The sequence below is a fragment of the Thalassobius sp. MITS945101 genome, assembly GCF_047123305.1.
Classification (GTDB): domain Bacteria; phylum Pseudomonadota; class Alphaproteobacteria; order Rhodobacterales; family Rhodobacteraceae; genus Thalassobius.
Genome location: NZ_CP138918.1, coordinates 2982584 through 3005076 on the forward strand (window position 1 = coordinate 2982584; position 22493 = coordinate 3005076).

The 22493-nt window shown below is 59.2% G+C and carries 19 protein-coding genes; 3 read left to right on the forward strand and 16 right to left on the reverse strand.

What is annotated here, in order from left to right; genetic code table 11:
- Positions 1 to 37: 37 nt before the first annotated feature.
- Positions 38 to 2545: a GcvT family protein gene (locus SIC14_RS14820; RefSeq protein ID WP_412562691.1), complete on the forward strand. Its 2508-nt coding sequence runs from the start codon at positions 38 to 40 to the stop codon at positions 2543 to 2545.
- Positions 2546 to 2727: 182 nt separating this feature from the next.
- Here the strand turns inward: SIC14_RS14820 and SIC14_RS14825 are convergent, their stop codons facing one another.
- From SIC14_RS14825 to SIC14_RS14865, 9 genes are all read right to left on the reverse strand, one after another.
- Positions 2728 to 3066, reverse strand: coding sequence for a carboxymuconolactone decarboxylase family protein (locus SIC14_RS14825; protein WP_412562692.1), 339 nt, complete (start codon positions 3064 to 3066; stop codon positions 2728 to 2730).
- Positions 3067 to 3222: 156 nt separating this feature from the next.
- A complete protein-coding gene (locus SIC14_RS14830; RefSeq protein WP_412562693.1) occupies positions 3223 to 3876 on the reverse strand; it encodes a DUF938 domain-containing protein in 654 nt (217 codons plus the stop codon).
- Positions 3877 to 4091: 215 nt separating this feature from the next.
- A complete protein-coding gene (locus tag SIC14_RS14835) occupies positions 4092 to 5363 on the reverse strand; it encodes an AAA family ATPase (RefSeq protein WP_412562694.1) in 1272 nt (423 codons plus the stop codon).
- 22 nt (positions 5364 to 5385) lie between these two features.
- Positions 5386 to 6210: a Flp pilus assembly protein CpaB gene (cpaB, locus tag SIC14_RS14840; protein ID WP_412562695.1), complete on the reverse strand. Its 825-nt coding sequence runs from the start codon at positions 6208 to 6210 to the stop codon at positions 5386 to 5388.
- A gap of 45 nt (positions 6211 to 6255) precedes the next feature.
- Positions 6256 to 6759, reverse strand: a complete 504-nt coding sequence (locus SIC14_RS14845; protein ID WP_412562696.1) for a prepilin peptidase — start codon at positions 6757 to 6759, stop codon at positions 6256 to 6258.
- A 66-nt stretch (positions 6760 to 6825) separates the two neighbouring features.
- Complete coding sequence (locus SIC14_RS14850; RefSeq protein ID WP_412562697.1) at positions 6826 to 7008, reverse strand: Flp family type IVb pilin; 183 nt, start codon at positions 7006 to 7008, stop codon at positions 6826 to 6828.
- 651 nt (positions 7009 to 7659) lie between these two features.
- Complete coding sequence (locus SIC14_RS14855; protein ID WP_412562698.1) at positions 7660 to 8625, reverse strand: type II secretion system F family protein; 966 nt, start codon at positions 8623 to 8625, stop codon at positions 7660 to 7662.
- Between the two features lie 10 nt (positions 8626 to 8635).
- A complete protein-coding gene (locus SIC14_RS14860) occupies positions 8636 to 9634 on the reverse strand; it encodes a type II secretion system F family protein (RefSeq protein ID WP_412562699.1) in 999 nt (332 codons plus the stop codon).
- The gene (locus tag SIC14_RS14865) at positions 9627 to 11105 is read right to left on the reverse strand and encodes a CpaF family protein (protein ID WP_412562700.1); all 1479 of its coding nucleotides are present in this window, start codon (positions 11103 to 11105) and stop codon (positions 9627 to 9629) included. Before SIC14_RS14865 ends, SIC14_RS14860 begins: the two co-directional genes overlap by 8 nt.
- Before the next feature lie 356 nt (positions 11106 to 11461).
- Between SIC14_RS14865 and SIC14_RS14870 the strand changes: the two genes are divergently transcribed.
- The gene (locus SIC14_RS14870; protein WP_412562701.1) at positions 11462 to 12736 is read left to right on the forward strand and encodes a response regulator; all 1275 of its coding nucleotides are present in this window, start codon (positions 11462 to 11464) and stop codon (positions 12734 to 12736) included.
- Between the two features lie 15 nt (positions 12737 to 12751).
- Positions 12752 to 14983: an ATP-binding protein gene (locus tag SIC14_RS14875; protein WP_412562702.1), complete on the forward strand. Its 2232-nt coding sequence runs from the start codon at positions 12752 to 12754 to the stop codon at positions 14981 to 14983.
- A 110-nt stretch (positions 14984 to 15093) separates the two neighbouring features.
- Here SIC14_RS14875 and SIC14_RS14880 read toward each other — a convergent pair whose 3' ends face one another.
- The 7 genes from SIC14_RS14880 to SIC14_RS14910 all read right to left on the reverse strand — a co-directional run bounded on the left by SIC14_RS14880 (position 15094) and on the right by SIC14_RS14910 (position 22488).
- Positions 15094 to 17640: a response regulator gene (locus SIC14_RS14880; protein ID WP_412562703.1), complete on the reverse strand. Its 2547-nt coding sequence runs from the start codon at positions 17638 to 17640 to the stop codon at positions 15094 to 15096.
- A 278-nt stretch (positions 17641 to 17918) separates the two neighbouring features.
- Positions 17919 to 18749: a metal ABC transporter permease gene (locus SIC14_RS14885; protein WP_412562704.1), complete on the reverse strand. Its 831-nt coding sequence runs from the start codon at positions 18747 to 18749 to the stop codon at positions 17919 to 17921.
- Positions 18749 to 19627 carry a metal ABC transporter permease gene (locus SIC14_RS14890; RefSeq protein ID WP_412562705.1) on the reverse strand — a complete coding sequence of 293 codons (879 nt, stop codon included), beginning with the start codon at positions 19625 to 19627 and terminating at the stop codon, positions 18749 to 18751. The genes SIC14_RS14885 and SIC14_RS14890 overlap by 1 nt, the downstream gene beginning before the upstream one ends.
- Complete coding sequence (locus tag SIC14_RS14895) at positions 19624 to 20502, reverse strand: manganese/iron ABC transporter ATP-binding protein (protein ID WP_412565876.1); 879 nt, start codon at positions 20500 to 20502, stop codon at positions 19624 to 19626. The genes SIC14_RS14890 and SIC14_RS14895 overlap by 4 nt, the downstream gene beginning before the upstream one ends.
- A 55-nt stretch (positions 20503 to 20557) precedes the next feature.
- The gene (locus SIC14_RS14900; protein WP_412562706.1) at positions 20558 to 21448 is read right to left on the reverse strand and encodes a metal ABC transporter substrate-binding protein; all 891 of its coding nucleotides are present in this window, start codon (positions 21446 to 21448) and stop codon (positions 20558 to 20560) included.
- A 131-nt stretch (positions 21449 to 21579) separates the two neighbouring features.
- Entirely contained in the window at positions 21580 to 21993 is a 414-nt protein-coding gene (locus SIC14_RS14905; protein ID WP_412562707.1) for an ACT domain-containing protein, read from the reverse strand.
- A gap of 60 nt (positions 21994 to 22053) precedes the next feature.
- The gene (locus SIC14_RS14910) at positions 22054 to 22488 is read right to left on the reverse strand and encodes a GFA family protein (RefSeq protein WP_412562708.1); all 435 of its coding nucleotides are present in this window, start codon (positions 22486 to 22488) and stop codon (positions 22054 to 22056) included.
- Positions 22489 to 22493 lie beyond the last annotated feature (5 nt).

Genomic DNA, 22493 nt, shown 5'->3' on the forward strand with positions numbered 1-22493 from the left:
CGAAGAAGATACTTGCGTCCATCGGAGGGGCTCGCACATGAAAACCCAAGTCAAAGCACTTGTTGTCGGCGGTGGGGCCGTTGGCACCTCGATCGCCTATCACCTGGCCAAGGCCGGTTGGGACGATGTTATGCTGATTGAGCGCGACGAGCTGACCTCGGGCTCGACCTGGCATGCGGCCGGGCTGCTGCCGCTCTTTAACATGAGCTATGCGACCACCCATATTCACCAGTACTCGGTGGATTTCTACAAGACGCTGGAAGAAGAGACGGGGCTGAACGCCGGTTTTGCCGTGGTGGGCAACCTGCGTATGGCGCAGACCCAGGAGCGGATGGATGAGTATATGCTCTATGCCTCCACCGCCGAAACTTGTGGCGTGAAATATGAATGGCTGAGCCCGGATCAGATCAAAGAGCGCTGGCCGCTGATTGAGACCTCGGACCTGAAGGGGGCGATCTATCACACCGAAGACGGCTACATTAACCCCGCCGACGTGACCCAGGCGATGGCCAAAGGCGCCCGCCAGCGTGGTGTCGAGATCCACCGCAAGATGCAGGCCGATGATTTCCACTGGACCGGCACCCATTGGGAGGTCACCTGCACCAAGATGGTGGAAAAGGGTGGCAATCTGGTGGAATCCGACGAAAAGGTTGTGATCACTGCGGAACACGTTGTGACTGCCTCGGGCAACCATGCGCAGCGCACCGCCAAGATGCTGGGCATCAAAATGCCGGCGATCCCGGTGGAACACACCTTCATCGTGATGGATCAGGATCCTGAGCTGGTTAAATGGCGCGAGGCAGGCAACGCTGAACACCCCGTTGTGCGCGACGCTGATGCGCAGTCCTACGCCCGTGAGGAACGAGGCGGCTGGATTCTGGGCATCTACGAGAAAGACGCACCAGCGCGGTTTGAACATGGTGTGCCCGATAGCTTCCGCGCCGATCTGTTCCCGCTGGATCTGGACCGGATTGCCGAACAGTACATGAAGATGACCGAACGGGTGCCGTCCTGTGCCGAATCCGGTCTGAAAGACGATTTTAACGGCCCGATCTGCTACACCCCGGATGGCAACCCACTGGTAGGTCCGGCGCCGGGGCTGCGCAACATGTGGCTGGCTGAAGGCTTCTCCTTCGGGATCACCGCGGCAGGCGGCACCGGTTATTACCTCGCCCAGATGATGGTGGACGGTGAGGCCGAGATCGACATGGCTTCGCTTGATCCGAAACGCTACTCCTCCAACTGGATGACAACCGAGTTTGCCGCGCGCAAAAACGAAGAGTGCTACGAGCACGTCTACATCCTGCACCACCCGGATGAGGAACGCCCCGCTGCCCGGCCTTTGCGGTGCTCACCCGCCTATGACCGGCAGAAAGAACGCGGCGCGCAGTTTGGCTGGGTCAATGGCTGGGAACGTCCGAACTACTATGGGCCGCTTGATGCGCCGGACAATTTTGATGAGGAAAGCCGCAGCTTCCGCCGGGGCAAATGGTGGCAATATACTGTGGAGGAGGCCAAAGCGATCCGCGAAGGCGTCGGCCTGATCGATGCCACCGCCTTCACCAAACATGTGGTCAAAGGCCCCGGCGCCACCCAGTTCCTGGATTGGTTCACCTGTAACAAGCTGCCGAAAATCGGCCGCATCAACCTGACCTATGCGCTGACCAGCCACGGCACCACCCGCACCGAATACACCATCGTGCGCAATGGCGAGAATAACTATTACCTCGTCTCCGCAGGGGCCTGGACGGAATATGACGCTGACTTCCTGCGCAAAGCCGCCGAAGACAAGATGGAAGAGTTCGGCTACATCGAGATCCAGGATGTCACCACCCAGTGGGGCGTTTTTGCCATCGCTGGCCCCAAAGCGCGCGACGTGCTGAAAGAGGTGATCGTGGACGCAGATCCCGAAACAGCTCTGTCGAACAAACGTTTCCCCTGGCTGTCGGCGCGCCAGATCGAACTGGGCATGTGCCCGGTCAATGCGATCCGTGTGGCCTATACCGGTGAACTGGGCTGGGAGCTGCATCACCCGATAGAGATGCAGAACTACCTGTTCGACCTCTTGGAGAAAGCCGGTGAGAAACACGGTATGAAACTGGTCGGCGCACGGGCGCAGAACTGGCTGCGCCAAGAGAAGAGTTACCGCGCTTTTGGCACCGAACTGGGCCGCGATGCCACCCCGGCCGAGGCTGATCTGCCGCGCTTCATCGACCTCAGCAAAGACTTCCACGGCAAGGCCGCAATGGAAGAACTGGGTGTGCGGGTGAAATGCTGCACCTTGTTGATCGACGGGCCGGAGGATGCCGACCCCTGGGGCCGTGAGGTGCTTTACACGCCCGAAGGCGAGCGGGTAGGCCGCTTGACCTCGGGTGGCTATTCGGTGGCCTTTGAGAAATCGATTGGCATGGGCTATGTCACGCCGGATCTGGCTGTGGAAGGCACCAAGCTGAAGGTGAAAATGCAAGACAAGCTGTGGGATGCCACCGTCACCTGTGACAGCCCCTATGACCCGAAAAACGAAACCATCCGCCAGAACGGCTAAGGGTTCAAAAAGAGAAGTGATATTGTGCGCCCCTGTCGGGGCGCGCTTTGTTTTATGGCCTGCGGCGCGGATATTTGTGCCAAAGAGAATGCGGCTTCTTCTTGGTCCAAATATCCCGGGGAGTCCGACGCAGTCGGACGGGGCAGCGCCCCTAAGTGAGCGGCTCAACCCCAGCACTTCTTTCAGGAGGTGCTCAATTCGTCGAAACATTCCAACGCTTTGCTGGCATACATCATCGACGGGCCACCGCCCATCTGGATCGCCATCGCCAATGTCTCGCTGACTTCATCACGGCTGGCGCCGGCGCGGATCAGGGCGTCGATATGGAACATGATGCAGGGTTCGCAGCGGCTGGCCACGGCAATGCCAAGCGCCACAAACTCTTTGGTCTTGTGATCCAATGCACCGTCGCCTTTCACCGTGGCACCTAGGGCCCCGAAGGCTTTGGCGGTGTCGGGGATGGCGCCATGCAGGTTGCGGACCTGGGATTTAACATCGGCGAATTTTTCTTTCCACGCCATGAGGGCTCCTACTCGCATTATCATAATTGAATGTGTGCGAGCAGTAAGAGCACGGGCGGGTAGCGTCAACTTTGATCTGGGTCAGCTTGCAAGGACATGACGTAGGGTCGCACTGAGATTTCACCTAGGGATACAGGCTAGGATTTTGGCAGAGGTTCAGGCGGGGCGGCGGGCGATGAAAGACAGGTTGTTGGCTGGCATTTCCACCACCTGCACCAGTTCCAGCCAATTGCCCTGCAGCCAGTCGATGACATCCCAGTCGTCTTTGTAGCCGATCTCGGGGTCTTGGGTCTGCAACGTGTCATGAAAACGTTGGTCACCTTCCGAAGTTGCTTCGCCGTCGCGCAGGAAGGGACCGTAGAGGATGAACACGCCGCCCGGCGCCAGCGCCTGCGCGGTTTCGGCGATCAGCTGTTTGGCCTCCGCGGTAGAGATCAAGTGCAGCAGGTTCACCAACAGGATCAGGTCCTGTCCGCCGTGTTCGCGCGACCAGCCTGTGGCGGTGGCGTTGAGGGCAATTGCTTCGGCCAAGTTGGACTGACCAGCGCCGTGGGCGTTGATCGAGCGGCGGCGGTCGGCGTCCGGATCGCTGGGTTGCCAGGAGAGATCCGGCAGCGCGGCGGCCAGGGCGGTCACATGTTCGCCAGTGCCAGAGGCGATTTCCAGCGCCTTGCCGGTGGCGGGGGCATGGTGGCGCACAAGGTCGATGATATGGGGCAGGTTGCGCTGTGCAGAGGGGGCAAAGAGGCGGCCATCCGCGGCAGGGGCGTCCATGTTGGGGCTGTCAGGCAGGGACAGTTTGCGGCTCATCTCGGGCTCTCCTCCGGTCGTTTCGGGGAACCCTAGTGACATATTGCACGCTTGCCCAGAGGGGCGGTGTATTGCTTGGGCCCAGGCCCCAAACGACCGATGCCAGCCCAACCCCCAGGTCGGACTGGCATCGATACCTCAGGCAACGTCCTGCACAAAAAGGCAGGGCGATGTCCCCCCCAAGGAAACTGGGACGCACCGCAAAGGCTGTGGGATCAGCCTTTGGACTTTGCGGAGCGTTTGAAGAACCGCAGGCCAACAGCGCTGTCCTTGGGATTGGACAAGCCGCTCAGGGCGGTGGCAAGTTTGCCAAAGGCCTGACGCTGGGTGCGGTTCTGTTTATGTTGGGCCACCAAGGTGCCGTTATTGTCAGCACTTCCATATTTGGCGGCGTCGAAGAGAAGCTCGATAGGTTCTTCGACCCCAAGCGCCTTGACGAAATCGGTGGGTTTGATTTCAGGGCGTTTGGGCTGTTTGATCTGGTTCAGGACCAAATGGGGTTTCTTTTCACCAATCCGGATCGAGGCCAGCATTTCGATCATGCTGCGGGTGTTGCGCAGGCTGGCAAGGTCCGGTGTGGCGACCAGAATGACTTCATCCGCCAGATAGAGCGCTTTGCGCGTCAGTGGCGTCAGGGTAGAGGGCAGATCCAGCACCACATGTGGGGCCAGAACGCGGATCAGGTCCATCGAATAGGCCAGCGCCTCGGGATCAAGTTCGCGGTCCTGCTGATGGTTTTGCGGGCCGGCCAGAAGGCGCAGCTGATCATCATAGGTGATCAGCAGACGTTCCAGTTTCTGGTCGTCCAGTTTCTCGGAATTGGCAATCGCGCCGATCAGGTCCTGTTCCGGGTTGCGGTTCAGGCAGAGGCCAGCGGTACCGAATTCGAAATCCAGATCCACCAGGATCGACTGGGCGCGGGCTTGCTCCCCCAGCATCCAGGCCGCGTTATGGGCAATGGTCGAAGAGCCGGCGCCACCACGGGCGCCAATCACGGCATGGATTTTACCCAGGTGCACTTTGTCCGGGTCACGGAACAGTTCAAACAGCGCCGTCACCATCAAAGGCGCGGTGACAGGGGTCTGCAGATAGTCGGCGATGCCCTGACGGGTCAGCGCACGGTACAGCGTGATGTCATTGGACGGGCCGATCAGCACCAGTTCGGTTTCGACACGGCAAAGCTCGGCCAGATCATCGAGTTGGGCAAACAGTTTGGTCGGGTCATCGTCCACTTCGATGATCAGCAGATCAGGGCTGTCGCCTTCTTCATAGGCGGCAATGGCCTGTTCCATACCGCCCCCCATCAACTGGCAGCGCACGCGGCTCAGGTGGCGGCTGGCCTGCATTTGCTGCAGGGCGTTGCGGGTTTGCGGGGTTGCTGCAAAGGCATCGCAGGTCATCGCGGGCAGGCGGCCAATGGCCGGGCGCATGCCGCCGACGTTGTCCGGATCTGCGGGATCAGCGGTGAATTTGGTGAAGATCTTCATACCGTTTACCTCTGATTAGACCTTAGTTGAGTACGACAATTTCGGAGACACCACCGCGGTTCACTTTTACGGTGCGCGGTTTTTCGACGATCACGGGGGCCGGGGCGGGCTCGGGCTCAAGCGCGGCAACCTCTTCCGGTTCAAACACTTCATTGTCATCGATGGAGCGCAGCAGCAGCGACAGCTGGCCGCTGGCCTCGGCTGCGATCACCAGTTCCGCGTCACCAGGCATCAGTTCCAGCGTTGCGGTTTTGCCCAAGAGGGCGGCGCTTTCGGCGTCAGCAACAGTGCCCGACTGGTCAATTGCCAGCACACGCACGTTTTGCAGAATAGTGTCGGTTTTCATTCGGGTGCGGCACATCATGTCGTCTTCGCAACGCGAGGTCAGCAGGATGTCGACGCGGTTGTTGGGCAGAACAAAGCCACCGGCGGTTTTGGCGGCGCTGATCTCAATTGCAACGGCGCGCATGCCGGGCGACAGAAGCGAGGACAGGTAGCCCTGGCGGGTGTCAGCGAAGCTTTCGGGCAGAATGGGCTGACCAGAATACATGGCGGTGCGGGCGATTGCACCCACAGTGTTCTTCAGCGCATCCGGCACATCCCCCTGCGAGACAAAGCTTGGGTGCAGCGCGTTGCGGGGCCATTCGACCCAGCCAAGGTCGTCCTCGGTTAGTTCGGCGCCGGGCTCAACGGTGCGCAGGGCGGCAAGAACATTAACGGTCGGGGCTTCCTGGACCACTTCGGGTGCTTGGGCGGTTTCCGATTCTTTCGGCACGGACATGTTGACCAGCATGGTGGCCGAGCCACCACAGACCAGCGCTGTGACAATGATTAACGATCGGAACATAGGTACGCCCTCGGGTTGGAGGTCAAGACAGGTTGCACAGAGAGGTCACCCAACAGAGGTGACCCAAGGGGAATAGGGGATCAGGATGATGGCGGCGGTGGCAAGGGTCGCCCCGACGGGGAGGCCTCTTTGATCTGCAAACCATCGCGATCCGGTCTTCAGAGCGGCACGCCAGCCCAGACGGGGCAGACAGGCCAGGAGGAGGGTGACGAAGAGACCGATCAGACCACTTAGCAGAACAAAGTCCAAAGTCTGATGGGCGCCAAGCCAGAGGGTGAATACAGCGGCAAGTTTGCCGTGATTGACCTCGGCCCATCCCATTGCGGAAAGCAGCAGCCCGACGAACAACACCATTGTGGCGGCGATCAGGCTGGCTGCGATTTCTTCCCGGCTCCATCCGGATCCTGCGGCGAGCAGCAGAAAGCCACCTAGCAGAGTGAGGATGAGGCCTTGGGGGATCGGCTTCGTTCTGATGTCCCGGGCCGCTGCCATCAAGGTGACGATGGCGAAACCGGCAAGAGAGAAGAGGGCAAGACCACTGAGATACATGACCCTCTCCCGTCTTTGGTAGGGTGGGCCGGTCAGGCCCGGGCACCAGAACCGTGAAACCGGGTCTTACGATTCAGCTTCTTCAACCGCCAAAGTATCGGAGATGGTGGTGAAGGTACTGTCCAAGTTTCCCCCCAGGGTGGTCAGGGCGGTGATCGCAACAACAGAGATCAGGCCAGCGATCAGCGCATATTCAATTGCGGTCGCGCCGGATTCACCTTTGGCGAAGTTGGTCAGAAACTTTTTCATGGGACTTTCCTTTCAGAGTATCCGGTACTGGTTACCGGGGGGACAAAATTTCGGTGTCGCTCTTTGGCTGACAGTTTGGTGACGGACGGTCCTCAGACTGGGTAGGTCCGAGACTGCTCGAGTGACCGTCCGTGATTAAGAGAATGCGGCAAAAAAGGGGCACGCGAAATTCGGCCGGATACCCTAGGACAAAAGAGCAAATGGACTGGGTGGATGAGATGCCAAAGTTGCTATGACCCCCTACTTTTGGGGTAGGTCACTGTCCCTTGGAGGCGCTAACAGGCGGAAATCACGTTAGATTTTGACCTGTATCAAGCGGCTCATATCCTGAACGACCTGGTGCGCAAGACTGTTAGAGGTGGTGCTGAGAAACATGTTTTGCGGTGATTCCCTTTGGGCGAATCGCGGCACCGATGCTGGGACACTTTAGGGGCGTGGCTCGATTATCTGTGGACCAGTTCGGCGTGACGCGGCGCTGTTCCGGTGGGGGCTGTGGACCACGCCGGACATCCGGGAAAATCCCGTTTCCAGCCTGCGCGAAGGCTTCTGAAAAGCAATTGGGGGGAGGCCATCTAGCGGAAAAGGAAAAGGCGCGGTCCCTTGCGGAGCCGCGCCTTGGTTTGGTGAGTGGTGGGGTCTTAACTGGGGGGATCAGGTTTGGCTGATCTGGATAATGGTCGGCGCGATGATGATCACAAAGAGGATCGGCAGGAAGAACACGATCATCGGCACGGTCAATTTGGGCGGCAGAGAGGCCGCTTTTTCCTTGGCCCGCTCCAGCCGCAGATCGCGGCTTTCCTGCGCATGCACCCGTAGGGCGCGGCCCAGATCTGTGCCGTATTTTTCCGTCTGTTTCAGCGATCCAACCACCTGGCGCACAGGATCCATGCCGGTACGTTCGACAAAGTTATCAAGGGCTTGTGAGCGATCTTGAAGGTAGGAAAGTTCTAGCGCCGTAAGCGAAATTTCCTCGGCCAGTTCGGCGGATTGCGTGCCGATTTCTTCTGAGAGGCGGATCAGGGCGGCGTCGATGCCATAGCCCGATTCTACGCAGATCAACAGCAGGTCCAAAGCATCCGGCCAGGCCCGTTGAATGGACTGTTGGCGTTTGGTGATACGGTTGCTGATGTAAAGCCGGGGCAACAGGAAGCCCAGGAAACCACCGCCGCCGCCGAAAATCACCAAGTTCTGCGGGGTTGGGTCTTTTTCAAAGATCACCACACCATAGAAGATCGCAATCAGGCCCAGCACCACAGGCAACAGCAGCGACAGCATCACATAGACGCCCAGAGCATTGCTGCTGCGGATCCCCGCCATACGCAGTTTGCGCAGAATGGCCGTGGACTGGGTGCCGGCAAGCTTGGCAAAGACATTGGCGCGTTGGGTGGCGCGGCTGTTCCCGGCCAGTCCCATTTGGGTCATCAGGGATTTCTTCTGCACCATGGTCTGCATGCCGCCATGTTCGATGGCCACTTTGGCCAGACGGCGTTGCAGGTTTTCTTTCTTCAGCATGGGCATGGCAAGGCCCAGCACCACAAGGAAGCCCGCGACCGAGATCAATAGGATCGCCATGGTCTGGGGGGAAAGAACGTCAAAGATCGAAAATGGCAAAGACATGTGACCCTCCTTACACCTCGAAGTTGATCATTTTTTTCATCACCATCACACCGGTGAACATCCAGACACCCGCGCCAGCAAGGACCATCTGGCCGGTGGAGGTGCCGGTGAGAACGGCAATATATTCGGGACTTAGGTAGAAAAGCGCCCCGGCCACCAACAGTGGCATCGAACCGATCATGCGACCGGACATCTTGGCTTCTGACGACATGGTTTTGATCTGCGCATCCAGCATCTTGCGACCTCGCACAACCTGAGAGAGGTTGTTCAGAATTTCGCTCAGCGACCCGCCCGAACGGCTTTGAACTGCCAGAACAATGGCAAAGAACGAGGTCTCGGCCAGTGGCACACGCACGGCCAGACGGTGGGCGGCCTTTTCCAAGGTCATGCCAACCGACTGGTCATTCAGCAGCATTTGAAACTCGCTGCGGACCGGCTCTTTGGTTTCTTTGGCGATGGTTTTCAGACATTCGCTGAGGGGCAGACCGGCGCTGACGCCCCGGACAATGATGTCGAGGGCGGCAGGGAATTCATTGGCAAATTTCTTCAGGCGCGTTTTGGTGGCACGCATCACAAAGAAATAGGGCAGGGCCAGACCCAGGAAGGCGGCGCCGGGCGCGGCCATAATCGGGCTCAGCTGTGCGCCGACAGAGAGGCCGGCAAAACTGGCCAGCGCGGTGATCAGGCAGACCACAACAAATTTGCGTTTGGACCAATCCAACCCGGCCTGTTTCAGCTGGGTCTGGAAATTGGCCCCTTTGCCACCCTTCTTGTTGTCCTTCATCGCCGAGCGGATCTGGCGGCGGCGCAGCTCTGCGTCGATGGCATCCGATCCGGGCACCGAGCGGCCGGACCGACCGCCGCTGACGGTGCTGACCCGTTTCTTCAACCGGCTGTCATTGGCCTTCTCATTGGAGCCCAACATCAGCGCCACCACCATCACAAAGACGGAGAGGAAAATGGCCGCTTCCAGAAGGCCCAGTTGATAGTCTTGGATTAGCTCAAGCATGGTGCATCATCCCATCGTCTTCGGCCTCCGAAGCGCGCAGCGCCTCTGTCAGTTCATCCGCGCAGCCGAAGTATTTGGCGCGCTCCCAGCATTTCGGACGGCTGATGCCACAGCTTTCGTGGCGGCCTATGATCTTGCCGTTTTCGTCTTCTCCGAGGATCTTGTAAACTAGCAGGTCCTGCGTGGTTAGCACGTCGCCCTCCATGCCCAGAACCTCGGTGATATGGGTAATCCGGCGGGAGCCATCGCGCAGGCGCTGAGCCTGCACGATGACGTCTACCGAGGAGGCGATGATTTCGCGAAGGGTTCGGACAGGCAGTCGGGATCCACCCATCGTAATCATCGCCTCCATACGGGACATGGCGTCACGCGGTGTGTTCGCGTGCACCGTCCCCATCGAGCCGTCATGGCCCGTGTTCATTGCCTGCAGCAGGTCAAAGGCCTCAGGCCCTCGCACCTCGCCCACGATGATCCGTTCTGGACGCATCCGCAGACAGTTCTTTACCAGATCACGCATCGTGACCTCACCGGTGCCTTCCAGTGAAGGCGGGCGGGTTTCCAGACGCACCACATGCGGCTGTTGCAGCTGCAGTTCGGCCGCGTCTTCGCAGGTCACGATCCGTTCGGTCAGTTCAATAAAGCCGGCAAGGCAGTTCAGCAGGGTTGTCTTGCCCGATCCCGTGCCACCCGACACCAGAATGTTGCAGCGCACCTTGCCGATGATCTTCAGGATGTCGGCACCTTCTGGGGTGATTGATCCAAATTTCACCAGATCGTCCAGCGTCAGAGAATCCTTGCGAAATTTCCGAATTGTCAGCGCTGTGCCATCCACCGCCAGTGGGCCAGCGATCACGTTCACACGGCTGCCGTCGGGCAGGCGGGCGTCACAGATCGGGCTGGATTCATCGACCCGGCGCCCCACCTGAGACACGATCCGCTGACAGACGTTTAACAATTGTCGGTTGTCCTGGAACCGGATCGGAGTTCGTTCCATCTTGCCGGCGACCTCGATGTAAATCGGGTCGGTGCCATTGACCATGATGTCGGCAATATCGTCACGCGCCAGCAGGGGCTCCAGTGGGCCATAGCCCAAAATATCATTGGTGATATCCGAGATCAGATCGCGTTGTTCGCTGTCAGAAATAACCTCTTTTTTCACCGCCAGAATGTCGGTGACGTAATTGGCAATCTCGTTGCGTTCCTCGTCTTCCCCCATCTGCGCCAGCTGGTTGATGTCCAGCATCGAGATCAGGGTCTCCATGATCTCGGCCTTTAACTTATAGCGCGCACTGTCCGCCTCTGTAGGGACTGGGGAGCGCGCTTCCATCTTGGGCTTGGGGGCCTGGGGGGCGGGTTCCGGCGCGGGCTTGGGCGCAGGCTCGACCCGTGTTGCTTTGCGTGCTGGTTCAGGAGCCGGGGCAGGGCGGCTGGCCTTCTTGGCGGCGACAGGGCCGGTTCTTTTGCCGAACATGGTAACCTCGATACTGATAGTGACTAAGCAACAGAAACTTTACGCAGCACCGCAGAACCAAGCGCCCAAACACAGGACACAGGACGGGTGTGCTCTCCAATAATGCGCCTTGGAGCCGGATCGCACAATTCAACCGAGTGGCCTAGATTTTTCGGCGGAAACGGAGGGGCGACTGGCAAAAAGTATGTAGGCTGCTCCCGAATGGAGCCAACCAGTAGACCTATGCGTGACGGCCAAATGCGCCCGTTTGGTTTACATTCTTTTATGAGAATCGTGTGCATCCTCCACCCCGGCCCCCTCCTCTCTAGGCCCAGGCAGCTTGATGCACCTCACACCAGAACAGAGCGGACAATTTAATGAACGACATGCCGTTTGGGTCTGAACTGATTGCGGATCGCTGGCCATCGCCGTCTGGCAAAGATGGCCATGCGGGGCTGCGGGTGCTGGTCCTTTGTGACAGCGCGGAACCCGCCCTTGCCATTGCCAAAGACGGTCCGATTTCCCTCAAGGTGGTGCACAGCTGGCTGGACGTGACCAAAGCACTGGAAGCCGAACACTTCGAAGTGCTTGCCCTGGAAAGTTTCAACGAAGAGATGCTGGAAGCGGGCAAAGTGGCCGAGGCGCTGCGCCTGTCGCCGGATCTGCATGTGGCGCTTGTCGGGGTCGAAATCGATATGTGCCTGGCACGCCTGGCCCTGCGCAAAGGGGTGAACGGCATTGTGCTGAACATGGCTGATGACGTGTTGGACACTCCGCTGCGGATGGTTGCAGAAGGCAAAGTCTACATCGACAGTTCGATGGCGGGGCAGCTGCTTGGTGAAGGCGGTGGACTTGATCAGCCGCTGATCTCTTTGACCGACACGGTGGCGCTGGTTGCCGATGATGATGAATACTTCCGCATGGCGCTGTCGACGATCCTGTTGGAAAAATTTGGTTTCACCGAAGTGTTTGAAGCCTCCAACCTGGAACAGGCCGAACAGATCATGGCGGGCTGTGACCGTGTGGATCTGGCCCTGTTTGACCTCAGAATGCCGGGCATGGACGGGCCCGCCCGTCTGGCACATATCCGGCAGACCCATCCCGAAATCCGCAAACTGGCCGTTGTTTCAGCCTCGCAGGATCGCAATGACGTCCTGCAATCGCTGGCCGCCGGCACCTATGGCTATGTCTCCAAGGCCGAGGGCATTTCCGAGTTGAAGCTGGCCATTGGTCAGATCCTGCAGGGCCGGATCTATGCCCCCGCACTGCTGCATGAGCCGCCAGAGGACCCGATCGCTTTTGCCCCGCATGCGGATCCCGCCGCAGAGGCGCCTGAAGCGGTTGTTCTGGCGTTTGAATCCGGCACTGAGGTTGCCACGGTTGCGGATGCCGAAGAGCTGGCCGAAGCGGCCCGTTATGTGCCTGAACCCGCGCCTGAAACAGTTGAAGAGGCCGCTGAAATTCCAGAGTTGTCGCCGCGCCAGCGTCGTGTGCTTGAACTTCTGGTGCAGGGCATGTCGAACAAAGAAATCGCCCGCGAAATGAACCTCGGCATTGGCACCGTGAAGGTGCATATGACCGCGCTGTTTGCCAAACTTGGCGTCTCCAACCGCACCTCCGCGGTCGCCGTTGGAGCCCCGTTATTGTCCTAAAGGTATGAGTGTCCCATGACGTATTTTTCCGCGTCACATCGATTTAAGGCCGAACCGGAGGATCCTGTTGATCCCGAGGATGACGCCGACACGGCCCGCGCCAAAGGGCCGACCAACACCACCCTCCGCCGGTCGCTGATCAACCTGTGTTTTGCAGGCCTTTTGGCCGCTGCTGCGGTGTTTGAGATTTTTGGCATTGTGCAAACCGTCGCCAATGGCACCCGCGAGGTGGCCTCGGCCGCCGCTGGTCAGGAGCTTTTGGGCGAGATTGACCGCCTGGGCGATGGGTTGGATGTTATCGCTTTGCAGAACAATCCCCGCGCTGCCCTGGCTGGATTGGCAGAGCGTGAAACGGCGTTGAAGGTTAAAATGCAAAAACTCACCCGGATCAGTGAGTTGCAGGGGGGACTTGAAGGTCTGGTTGTGTTGCGTCAGCAGAACGCCATCCTGTTTGAAACGGCCCGCGCCGCCGTGTTTGAACCGGGCAACACTGCTCACTGGGCCGATATGCGGGCCGAAACCGCGCAGTTCCATGACGTTGTTCATCAAATCCAGAGCCAACAATCTCAGGTCACCCAATCCGGCTTTGGCGGGTTGGTGGACAAAACCCGTTTCATGGTTTTCCTGCTGGTTGCCTTCCTTGCGGGCACTTTGTTCCTGTTGTCGTTGGTGCTGATTACCGGGTTTCGCGAAATGGCCCGCCGTCAGGAGGTTGAGGACCAGCTGCGCGATGCCGTCGCCGAAGCCGATCAGGCCAACCGCGCCAAAAGCCGCTTCCTGTCAACCATCACCCATGAAATCCGCACCCCCCTGAATGCTATCCTCGGCTTTTCCGAAATGCTGGGCAAAGAGCCGCTCTCGGCGGATCAGAAACAACAGGTGTCGCGCCTGAACACGGCCGGTCGCACCCTCAGCCGCATCGTCGATGATGTGCTGGATCTGTCGCGGATCGAAGAGGGCGGGCTAGAGCTTCGCGACGAAGAATTTTCCCTCAATGAACTGGTACGCGAGGCGATTGATCTGGTCTCGGTCCATTCGCAAGGCAAGGGGCTGATCCTCACCTCTGAGGTGTCGGCCAATATGCCCCGGTTGCTGAAAGGTGACTCGCTGCGGCTGAGTCAGGTGGTGCTGAACCTACTGAATAACGCCATTAAATTCACCGCCGAAGGCGGCGTGACCCTGCGGGTCAGCGCCAAGCTGGACACGGTGGACGGAGTCGATATGGCGCGTCTGCGTCTGGAGGTGCAGGACAGCGGCATCGGTATTGCGCCAGAAGATCAGGCCCAGCTGTTTGAGCGCTTCAGTCAGATCTCCGAAGGTCTGGAGCTGCAGAACAACGGGGGCTCCGGTCTGGGGCTGGCGATTTCGCAAGGGCTGGTGCGCAGCATGGGCGGTGACATTCAGCTGCACAGCAAACCCGGTGAGGGCACGACCTTCTGGTTCTATCTGGACCTGCCGGTGGTGGACGGAAAATCCGAACTGCCCGTTGAGGTGCCGGAACTGTCGGTGCTTAACGCCGCCGCTGAACGGGTGATGCTGGTGGATGACAGTGAAGACACTGGTGATCTGATCCGTCGCATCATGAAACGCGAAGGCATCCATGTTGAGGTGGTCAATAACCCGTTGAAAGCCTTGGATCAGATCGTGGCCTATAACCCTGACGTGGTGCTCTGTGATATGCAGATGCCCGAGGTCAGCGGGATGGAACTGACCCGCCGGATCCGGTGTCTGCCCGCGCCGTTCTGTGACGTGCCGGTGGTGGCTTTCTCGGCGACCAGCATGCCGGATGAAATCGAACAGATGATGCTGGCCGGGGCCAATGCGTTTCTGGCAAAACCGTTCCAGATCAACGATCTGGTGGCTGCCATTGCCGGTGTCCTTGCCGATGCGGGCGAAGGTGATGTGGAACGCCGCGCCCGCAAGGACAACAGCTACAGCTTTGCCGAGCTGGAGGAAATCGTGTCCCTGATGGGCAAGAACTGGGTTTTGAAGTTCATCGGCCGTTTGACGGATCGTCTGCAAACCAGTTTTGAACCGAACCAGTCCCGCAGTGAGCGGATGGCGATGGCGCATCGCGTGGTCGCAGAGGCAGGGCAGATCGGGGAAAAGGATCTGGCGCTGGCCGCAACCGCGCTGGAACGGGCGCTGCGCGACCGGATCGACAGTGCGCGGGCTGAGGCCCAATTCCGCAATGAAGCGCGTGCCTTCCTGTCCCGCCTGCCATTGTTCACAGCGCGGATCGGCTGAGGAAAACCTTATCCACAAAAAGGGCTGCCCGTTGAGGCAGCCCTTTTGTTTGCGTCCTGTTAGCCAAACGGACCCTTATGCGCCGCCCCTCGCTGGGGTGCGGGCCGTGATCACGCCTGTTTCTTGGCGTCCTCAGCCTCGCCCGAGGCAATCTCCACCCCGCGACGGCGCATGGCGACCTCCAGCTCCTGCTGGAATTTACGCATCGCCAACGGTTTGCTGAGAATCCCGTCAGCGCCCACCTCGCGCAGCTCTTCGGCCTCATTTGCCCCGGCGCTCAGGCCAAAGATCGGCCCTTCAAACCCCTGATCCCGCAGCCGGCGGCACAGGGTAAGCCCGTTCATGCCAGGCAGGTTGATATCGGTCAGCACCACCTTCGGGGCCAGTGCCTCGATCTGCTCCAGCACCTGTTCCGCGGTTTCCAGATGCATCACATGGCTGAAGTGTTTGCGCAGCTGCGATTGGGTAATCTCAGCAACCAGATCGTTGTCTTCCACCAGCAAGACCGGCAGATCCATCACCGGCCCGCCCGTTGCGGATTTTTCGGCGGGTTTCAGCACCTCATCACGTTTCAGAGGCACAGTAACCACAAAACGCGCACCGCCACTTTCTGGGGGATCAAAGTAGACCGATCCACGCAGGTTTTCGGCGAAAAGTTTGACGATATACATGCCCAGCCCGGTGCCTTCCGAACTGGAAAACACACCGCGGGTCTGGCGGTTGAAAGGTTCGAACAACCCGGGCTGCAGGGCCTCGGGAATGCCTTTGCCGTTGTCCTCGATCACCCATTTGCCAGTGAGGTCCCCCATCACCAGCTCTTCGCGGTAGGAAATCACCAGCTGGCTGCCGCCTGAATGCAGTATCGAATTGCGGATCAGGTTGCCTAGGATCTGCTGCAATCGGCCGACATCTGAAACCCGCAACGCGTCGTATTTCTGCGAACTGCGCAGGTCGATCGACAACCCGGCATCTTCGGCGATGGAGCGATAGACGTTGGACAGGTGCTGTAGCAACTCATTGGGGCGGAAGCTGGTTTCATTGGCGGGCAGCAGGTCTTCGTCACGCACAACGCTGCCAAGGTCGTCCATCAGGGTCAGGAATTGCTCCAGCACATTGTTGAAACGTGGCCCCAGCGTGGTCCAGTCCTCTTCTTCCGCGTTCATCTTGTCCGCCATCATGGACAGGATCGCTGCCGGAGTGCGCAGCTCGTGCGAGATGAGAGCAAACAGCCGGTGCTGGCGTTCCTTGCTAAGCTCCAGCTGGCTCAGGGTGTCCTGCAGCGCGCTGGAGGCCTCATGCACCTCGGTGATGTCCGTCAAGGTGCCCAGCGTGACCAAGCCATATTGCCACGACATCTCGGACACCGAATGCAGCCGGTAAACGCGGTAGGGTTTGTCCTCATCCCAGACCGGCCCATCGGCGATCCGGATCATCAGCCCCTGTGGTTCTGGTGCATGGTTCGACAGGATGCGGGCCAGCCGCTCGGCGTCTTTGGGGGGCATCCGGCGCAGGGTTTCGGGGCCGGTGTCACTCAGCGTGCGATGTGGCGCGATCCGGATCATCTCATCCAGCCAGAACCGCTGCAGTTTGGAACTGTAAAGGAAGTAACCAAACTTGGAGAACTCAAAGGAATTCAGCAGCTTCTGGCGCAGCATCCGGTTGCGCCGCGACACTGCACGTCGGTTGAGAAGGATCAGGTCGAACATGGTCACAACGGCCAGAAGCACCGCAAAGATCAGATAATCCTGCGACCAGTTCATCGTCTCATCGGGGATCACAATGCGTTGGGTCACAATGCCAAGCAAGGTGATCGGCAGGGCCACAGTCACAGGCAAAACAAAACGCAGCGAGATGGCGAACATCATGGTGAACACCCGCTCGGTCTGCCAACCAAGCGGTTTGTCGACGAGCCCGATCAGCACAAAGAGCAGGACAATCGGCAGCGATTTCAGCACTACCCCCAGGGGTGGTGGGTAAAGTGCAAAGATCAGGCAGATGCAGCTGAACACGGCGGTGCGCACCATCTGGGTGGCGCCGAGGATCATCATATCATCGCCGTATTGCAGCCCCAGCCAGCGCTGGCCGGCCCAGACCCCGATCAGGGCGATGGGCGTGCCCACAAACAGAACCACCGAAAACAGCGTGGCCGAAAGCGACACATCTAGGGTTGGCTTCAAGGGGCCGCGGGCAAAATGGTGCTCTAGTTGCAACGCAATCCAGGCCAGCGACAGACCGAGCACCGCGTTGAACACGGTACTGAGGATCAGAAATTCAGCAAATCCCAGCGCTGGAGGCAGATCGTAGACGCCGGAATGAAAGGTCCAGAGCGTCGACAGCAGTAGGATCACCAGAAAGGACACCGCAAAAAAGGGCTGTTTCGATTTCGGGAACAGGCTGAACCCAACCAAGAGCAGGATGCTGGCGGGATGGGGCAGGTGGCTGATGAACGTGTATTCGGCCAGCTCCAGCAAGGCGCGCCGGTCCGCCCCGATATAGGACAGTGCGGCGACAAACAGCAGCAGCAGGGGGAACACGATCTCGAACTTGCGTTCCAGCATATCGTGGACCGCATGCGCACGTGGCTGCTGCAGCAACGCGCGGATCAGCGTGCGGTCGTCACCGCTGCCTACATTGGGGAAAATCTCTTTGTGTTCCAATCGCCCTGCCGGTCTTTCTTTGAACAAGAACTAGCCGGTTTGGGAGAAAGCTCAACCACCCGGCAAATCTGCGTCAGATTTCTTAACGACGATGTTTGCCGCTCTTAAATGCTCTGTCCAGAAAAACCCGCGAAATTACGGTGTTTTTTTGAGCTATGGGTTGGGGATTGGCGGCGGCTCACATCTCTTGGGTGTCTATGGCCTCGCATGGAGCCAAGAAGAAACCGGCCTGCAATTGCAGCGCCGGTTTCTCGGTACGGTTATCGACTGTGAACAGATCAGGCTTGGGTTTGATGGCGGCTGTCCAGCACCCTGCGGCGCACCAGCGCAATGATGAAGACAATCGTCAGGATCAGGATGATCGTCGGTGCCGGCGCACTGTCGATGAAGAAGCTCAGGTAGGTGCCGCCCAGCATCGCCAGCAGGTTCACCACAGAGGCCACCGCCAGCATGGCCCCAAACCGCCTCACCAGCAAGAAGGCGATGGCACCCGGTGCAATCAGCAGGCCGATGGCCAGGATCAAGCCGGTGGCGCTGAGGGTGGCAACAATCACAAGGCTCAAGATGGTCAGCAGCCCATAGTGCAGCACCTGCACGTTCAGCCCCGCCGCTTTGGCCTGCGCCGGATCGAACGCGTGCAGCATCAGGTCTTTCCACTTTAGCACCAACGCCACCGTGGTCAGCACAGCAATGATGCCCGCGGTCCACAGATCTTGCGCCCCGACGCCCAGAATGTTGCCAAACAGGATATGGTCGAGGTGGGCGTTTGTCTCGATCGAAGTGTAGAGCAAGATGCCCACCCCAAACATGCCGGAGAAGACCACGCCCATCACCGTATCCTGCTTCACGCGGCTGTTTTCCGACAGGTAGCCGGTGGCCACCGCACAGCCCATGCCGGCCAGAAAAGCCCCAATGATCAACGGGATGCCCACGATATAGGCCAGCACAATGCCGGGCAGAACCGCATGGCTGATAGCATCCCCCATCAGGGCCCAGCCCTTAAGGACAAGGAAACAGCTCAACAGGGCGGTGGGCACCGCAACAATGGCGCAGATCCAAAAGGCGTTCTGCATGAAGGGGAAAATAAACGGGAACAGCAACTGGTCCATCAGATTGCCTCCTCATCCAAAGCAGCGCCAGAACGCAGCGCCGCGCGGGCCTTGGCCTTGGCGGCCAACAGCCCGTGTTTCGGGGCAAAGACAAAGGCGGCCAGGAAGATCAGCGTTTGCAAAGTTACAATCACACCACCTGTCGCCCCATCCAGGAAATAGCTGACATAGGCCCCAAAGAAGGAGGTCAGCACCCCAATGGCAACCGAGGTCACGATCAGGCGCGGGAACCGGTCACACAGCAGATAGGCCGTCGCCCCCGGCGTCACCACCATGGCGATCACCAGAAAGGCCCCCACGGTCTGCATCGCCGCCACAACCGAAGCCGACAGCAGGATAAAGAACACCGCCTTCAGAGCCGACGGGTTCAATCCGATGGACCGGGCGTGGTTTTCGTCAAAGAAGGTGACCATCAGGTCCTTCCATTTCACCAGCAACACCGCCAGAGACACACAGCCGATGATCGCCAGTTGCAACGTGTCTTCGGGGGTGATGGCCAGAATGTTGCCCATCGTAATGGTCTGCAGATTGATCGAGGCCGGATTGAGCGACACCAGGAACAGCCCCAGCCCAAAGAAACTGGTGAAGATCAGCCCGATGATCACGTCAATTTTCAGGCCCGACCGGTCCGACAGAAACAGCATTGCGCCTGCTGCCAGACCGCCAGCAATGAAAGCTCCCAGCGCGAAGGGCAGGCCAAGGGCATAGGCCCCCACAACGCCGGGCACCACCGAATGGGACAGGGCATCGCCGATCAGCGACCAGCCTTTCAGCATCAGATAGGCCGACAGGAAGGCACAGACCCCACCCACAAGCGCGGACACCCACATGGCGTTGGTCATATAGGCATAGGTGAAGGGCTCAAGCAGCAGGCTCATTCCTCTTCATCCGTCTTATGGGTCTTGTCGCCATATTGCACAAAGGGCCGCTCATCATCGGTCAGGATCGAGATCTGACGAGGGTCGTCATCGTCGTGCAGTTGTTCACCGCCCAGGGTGAACTGGCGCAGCACACCGCCAAAGGCGCGTTTGAGGTTGTCATGGGTAAAGGTGGTTTCGGTTGGGCCGTAGTCCAGCACGGTGCCTTTGACCAATACGGTGCGGTCACAGAACTCGGGCACCGACCCAAGGTTGTGCGTCGACACCAGCATCACCCGGCCCTCATCGCGCAGCTCGCGCAAAAGGCCGATGATCTGATCTTCGGTTTTGACGTCAACGCCGGTGAACGGCTCATCCAGCAGGATCACCTTGCCGTCCTGCGCCAGAGCGCGGGCCAGAAACACCCGTTTGCGCTGACCCCCGGACAACTCACCAATCTGGCGTTTGCGGAAGTCCTGCATGTTGACGCGTTTCAGGGCTTGATCCACCGCCGCGTGATCGGCCTGACGGGGGCGGCGCAGCAGGCCCATGTGGCCGTAGCGCCCCATCATCACCACATCCTCCACCAATACAGGGAAGGCCCAGTCGACCTCTTCGGACTGGGGGACATAGGCCACAAGGTTTTCCTTCAGCGCCTGTTTCACCGTGCGGCCCAACAGGCGGATTTCGCCTTTGGCGGCGGGCACAAAACCCATGATCGCCTTGAACAGCGTTGATTTGCCGGCGCCGTTGACCCCAACCAGCGCGGTAACGGTGCCGCGCGGGATGGCGAAGGTGGCGTCATGCAAGGCGGTGTGGCCGTTGCGATAGGTCACAGTGACCTCGCTGGCGCATATGCCCCCGCCGGGGCCATCCTCGGCGGTGAATTCTGTCATGTCAGAGGAAAACGGCAGGAGCATATGATCTTTCATTTTCTGTGTCTTACGTGTCTTAGTTCATCTCGGCGGTCAGACCCGCCACGATGGTTTCCGAGGTGACGCGCAGCAGATCCAGATAGGTTGGTACGGGGCCGTCTGCTTCACTCAGGCTGTCAACATAGAGCATTCCGCCATAGGTGGCACCGGTTTCACGGGCGACCTGCTTGGCCGGATCGTTGTTCACGGTGCTTTCGCAGAACACGGCTGAGATATTGTTGGCGCGCACGCCGTCGATCACCTTGCGCACCTGTTGCGGGGTGCCGGTTTGGTCGGCGTTCATCGGCCACAGGTAAAGTTCCTGCAGGCCCAGATCTTTGGACAGATAGCTGAAAGCGCCCTCGCAGGACACCAGCCAGCGTTTGTCTTCGGGAATCTGTGCCAGCGTGTCGCGCAGCGGCTCGATAGTGGCGCGCAGCGCGTCCTTATAGGTGGCGGCGTTGGTCAGGTAGACCTCTGCGTTATCAGGGTCATGGGTGCCAAAGGCGGCGGCGATGTTGTCGATATAGACAAGGGCATTGTCCAGACCCATCCAGGCGTGCGGGTTGGCCTTGCCTTCGTAGGAACCGCTGGCAATGGCAATTGGCTCAATCCCGTCGGTCAGCGTAACCGAAGGCTTGTCACCCAGATTGTTGATGAACTGTTCAAACCACAGTTCCAGATTGAGCCCATTCCAAAGCACCAGATCGGCGTCATAGGCGCGGACAATATCCTGTGGGGTAGGCTGGTAGCCGTGGATTTCTGCGCCTGGTTTGGTGATCGAGACCACCTCGGCCGCATCGCCAGCCACATTCTGCGCCATATCAGACAACACGGTGAAAGTGGTAACCACCTTCATTTTCTCTGCCATCGCGGGAGAGGCCAAAACGGCTGCGATCAATGCACCAGTGAAAAGAGACTTCGACATAACGGACTCCGGTCCTGTTCTGTTGCGTTGAGGGGTTGATAATGAAATTGAGAACTATTCGCAATAGCGGCGCGAATAAAAATGAGAATTATTCGCAAAAGGGCGTGCACCAGGGGTGGGGCGGGCTGACTTCAGACTGATGCGCTGGATTGCAGGGTCTGCAGCGCGGTCAATGCGCGGGTCTTGTCGGGCAAGGGGACAAACACATGGTCATGATGGCAGGCGGTGACAATATTACACGGAATGTCACTTGCCCCGAGGGCGCCGGACACCGCGGCTGTCAGACCCACCCCATTAAGCGAGGAGTAGACGTTCAGGGTGATACAGGCCATCGGCTGCGACCCATCCAGATCGGCCGCATCGGCAACAGAGAGCGGCAGGATCAGCGAAATGCCTTCGTCCTCGCGAAAGCTGGCAATGGCCTCAGCCTGCAGTTTTGTAGCCAGCGCGGCGTCCGTGAGGCTTGCAAAGACATAGGCCCCGTCCCGCAGCTGTGGTTCCATGCCGGAAATCATGGCGGCGGCGGAATGGGCGATCTCTGGCATTGGCGGCTCCTGTCTTGCCCTACAGGTTGCGGAATAGAGGGGTGCGAAGCAAGCACGGCCTTAGTCGTAGGCGCTCAGGTCCTCGGGGGCGTGTTGTAGCGTGCCGTCATATTTAGGCAGGGTGTCTGTCATCTCCAGCCAGGGCAGTCTGGACTGGTAGTTGACGTGGAAGGCGGGCCGGAAGTGCTCTGGCTGTTCCATGGAGCCGGCGTAAAGGTGCATGCCACCGGCGTAGTGGTCCGCTTCAAACCCCATAGGTGATCCGCAATCGGAGCAGAAGTGGCGGAAAACCCGTGGGGAGCTTTCCAAGGTCTTGGGATTTGCCCCTGTCCAGCGGAAATTTCGCAAGGGAACGCCAATCCAGGCCACCACGGGTGCGGCACAGTTGCGGCGGCAATCATCGCAGTGGCAGAAGCACTGCCAGGTTGGGGTGCCGCTGTATTCCCAAGTGGTTGCGCGACAGAGGCAAAAGCCACGGGTGTTAGGGTCAGTCATGTGCA

Coding starts and splice junctions, on each gene's coding strand:
- SIC14_RS14820 (WP_412562691.1), top strand. CDS start 38: ATGAAAACCCAAGTCAAAGCACTTGTTGTCGGCGGTGGGGCCGTTGGC.
- cpaB (WP_412562695.1), bottom strand. CDS start 6,210: ATGTTCCGATCGTTAATCATTGTCACAGCGCTGGTCTGTGGTGGCTCG.
- SIC14_RS14875 (WP_412562702.1), top strand. CDS start 12,752: ATGACGTATTTTTCCGCGTCACATCGATTTAAGGCCGAACCGGAGGAT.
- SIC14_RS14855 (WP_412562698.1), bottom strand. CDS start 8,625: ATGTCTTTGCCATTTTCGATCTTTGACGTTCTTTCCCCCCAGACCATG.
- SIC14_RS14900 (WP_412562706.1), bottom strand. CDS start 21,448: ATGTCGAAGTCTCTTTTCACTGGTGCATTGATCGCAGCCGTTTTGGCC.
- SIC14_RS14885 (WP_412562704.1), bottom strand. CDS start 18,749: ATGGACCAGTTGCTGTTCCCGTTTATTTTCCCCTTCATGCAGAACGCC.
- SIC14_RS14850 (WP_412562697.1), bottom strand. CDS start 7,008: ATGAAAAAGTTTCTGACCAACTTCGCCAAAGGTGAATCCGGCGCGACC.
- SIC14_RS14895 (WP_412565876.1), bottom strand. CDS start 20,502: ATGACAGAATTCACCGCCGAGGATGGCCCCGGCGGGGGCATATGCGCC.
- SIC14_RS14865 (WP_412562700.1), bottom strand. CDS start 11,105: ATGTTCGGCAAAAGAACCGGCCCTGTCGCCGCCAAGAAGGCCAGCCGC.
- SIC14_RS14905 (WP_412562707.1), bottom strand. CDS start 21,993: ATGCCAGAGATCGCCCATTCCGCCGCCGCCATGATTTCCGGCATGGAA.
- SIC14_RS14835 (WP_412562694.1), bottom strand. CDS start 5,363: ATGAAGATCTTCACCAAATTCACCGCTGATCCCGCAGATCCGGACAAC.
- SIC14_RS14910 (WP_412562708.1), bottom strand. CDS start 22,488: ATGACTGACCCTAACACCCGTGGCTTTTGCCTCTGTCGCGCAACCACT.
- SIC14_RS14890 (WP_412562705.1), bottom strand. CDS start 19,627: ATGAGCCTGCTGCTTGAGCCCTTCACCTATGCCTATATGACCAACGCC.
- SIC14_RS14860 (WP_412562699.1), bottom strand. CDS start 9,634: ATGCTTGAGCTAATCCAAGACTATCAACTGGGCCTTCTGGAAGCGGCC.
- SIC14_RS14825 (WP_412562692.1), bottom strand. CDS start 3,066: ATGGCGTGGAAAGAAAAATTCGCCGATGTTAAATCCCAGGTCCGCAAC.
- SIC14_RS14845 (WP_412562696.1), bottom strand. CDS start 6,759: ATGTATCTCAGTGGTCTTGCCCTCTTCTCTCTTGCCGGTTTCGCCATC.
- SIC14_RS14830 (WP_412562693.1), bottom strand. CDS start 3,876: ATGAGCCGCAAACTGTCCCTGCCTGACAGCCCCAACATGGACGCCCCT.
- SIC14_RS14870 (WP_412562701.1), top strand. CDS start 11,462: ATGAACGACATGCCGTTTGGGTCTGAACTGATTGCGGATCGCTGGCCA.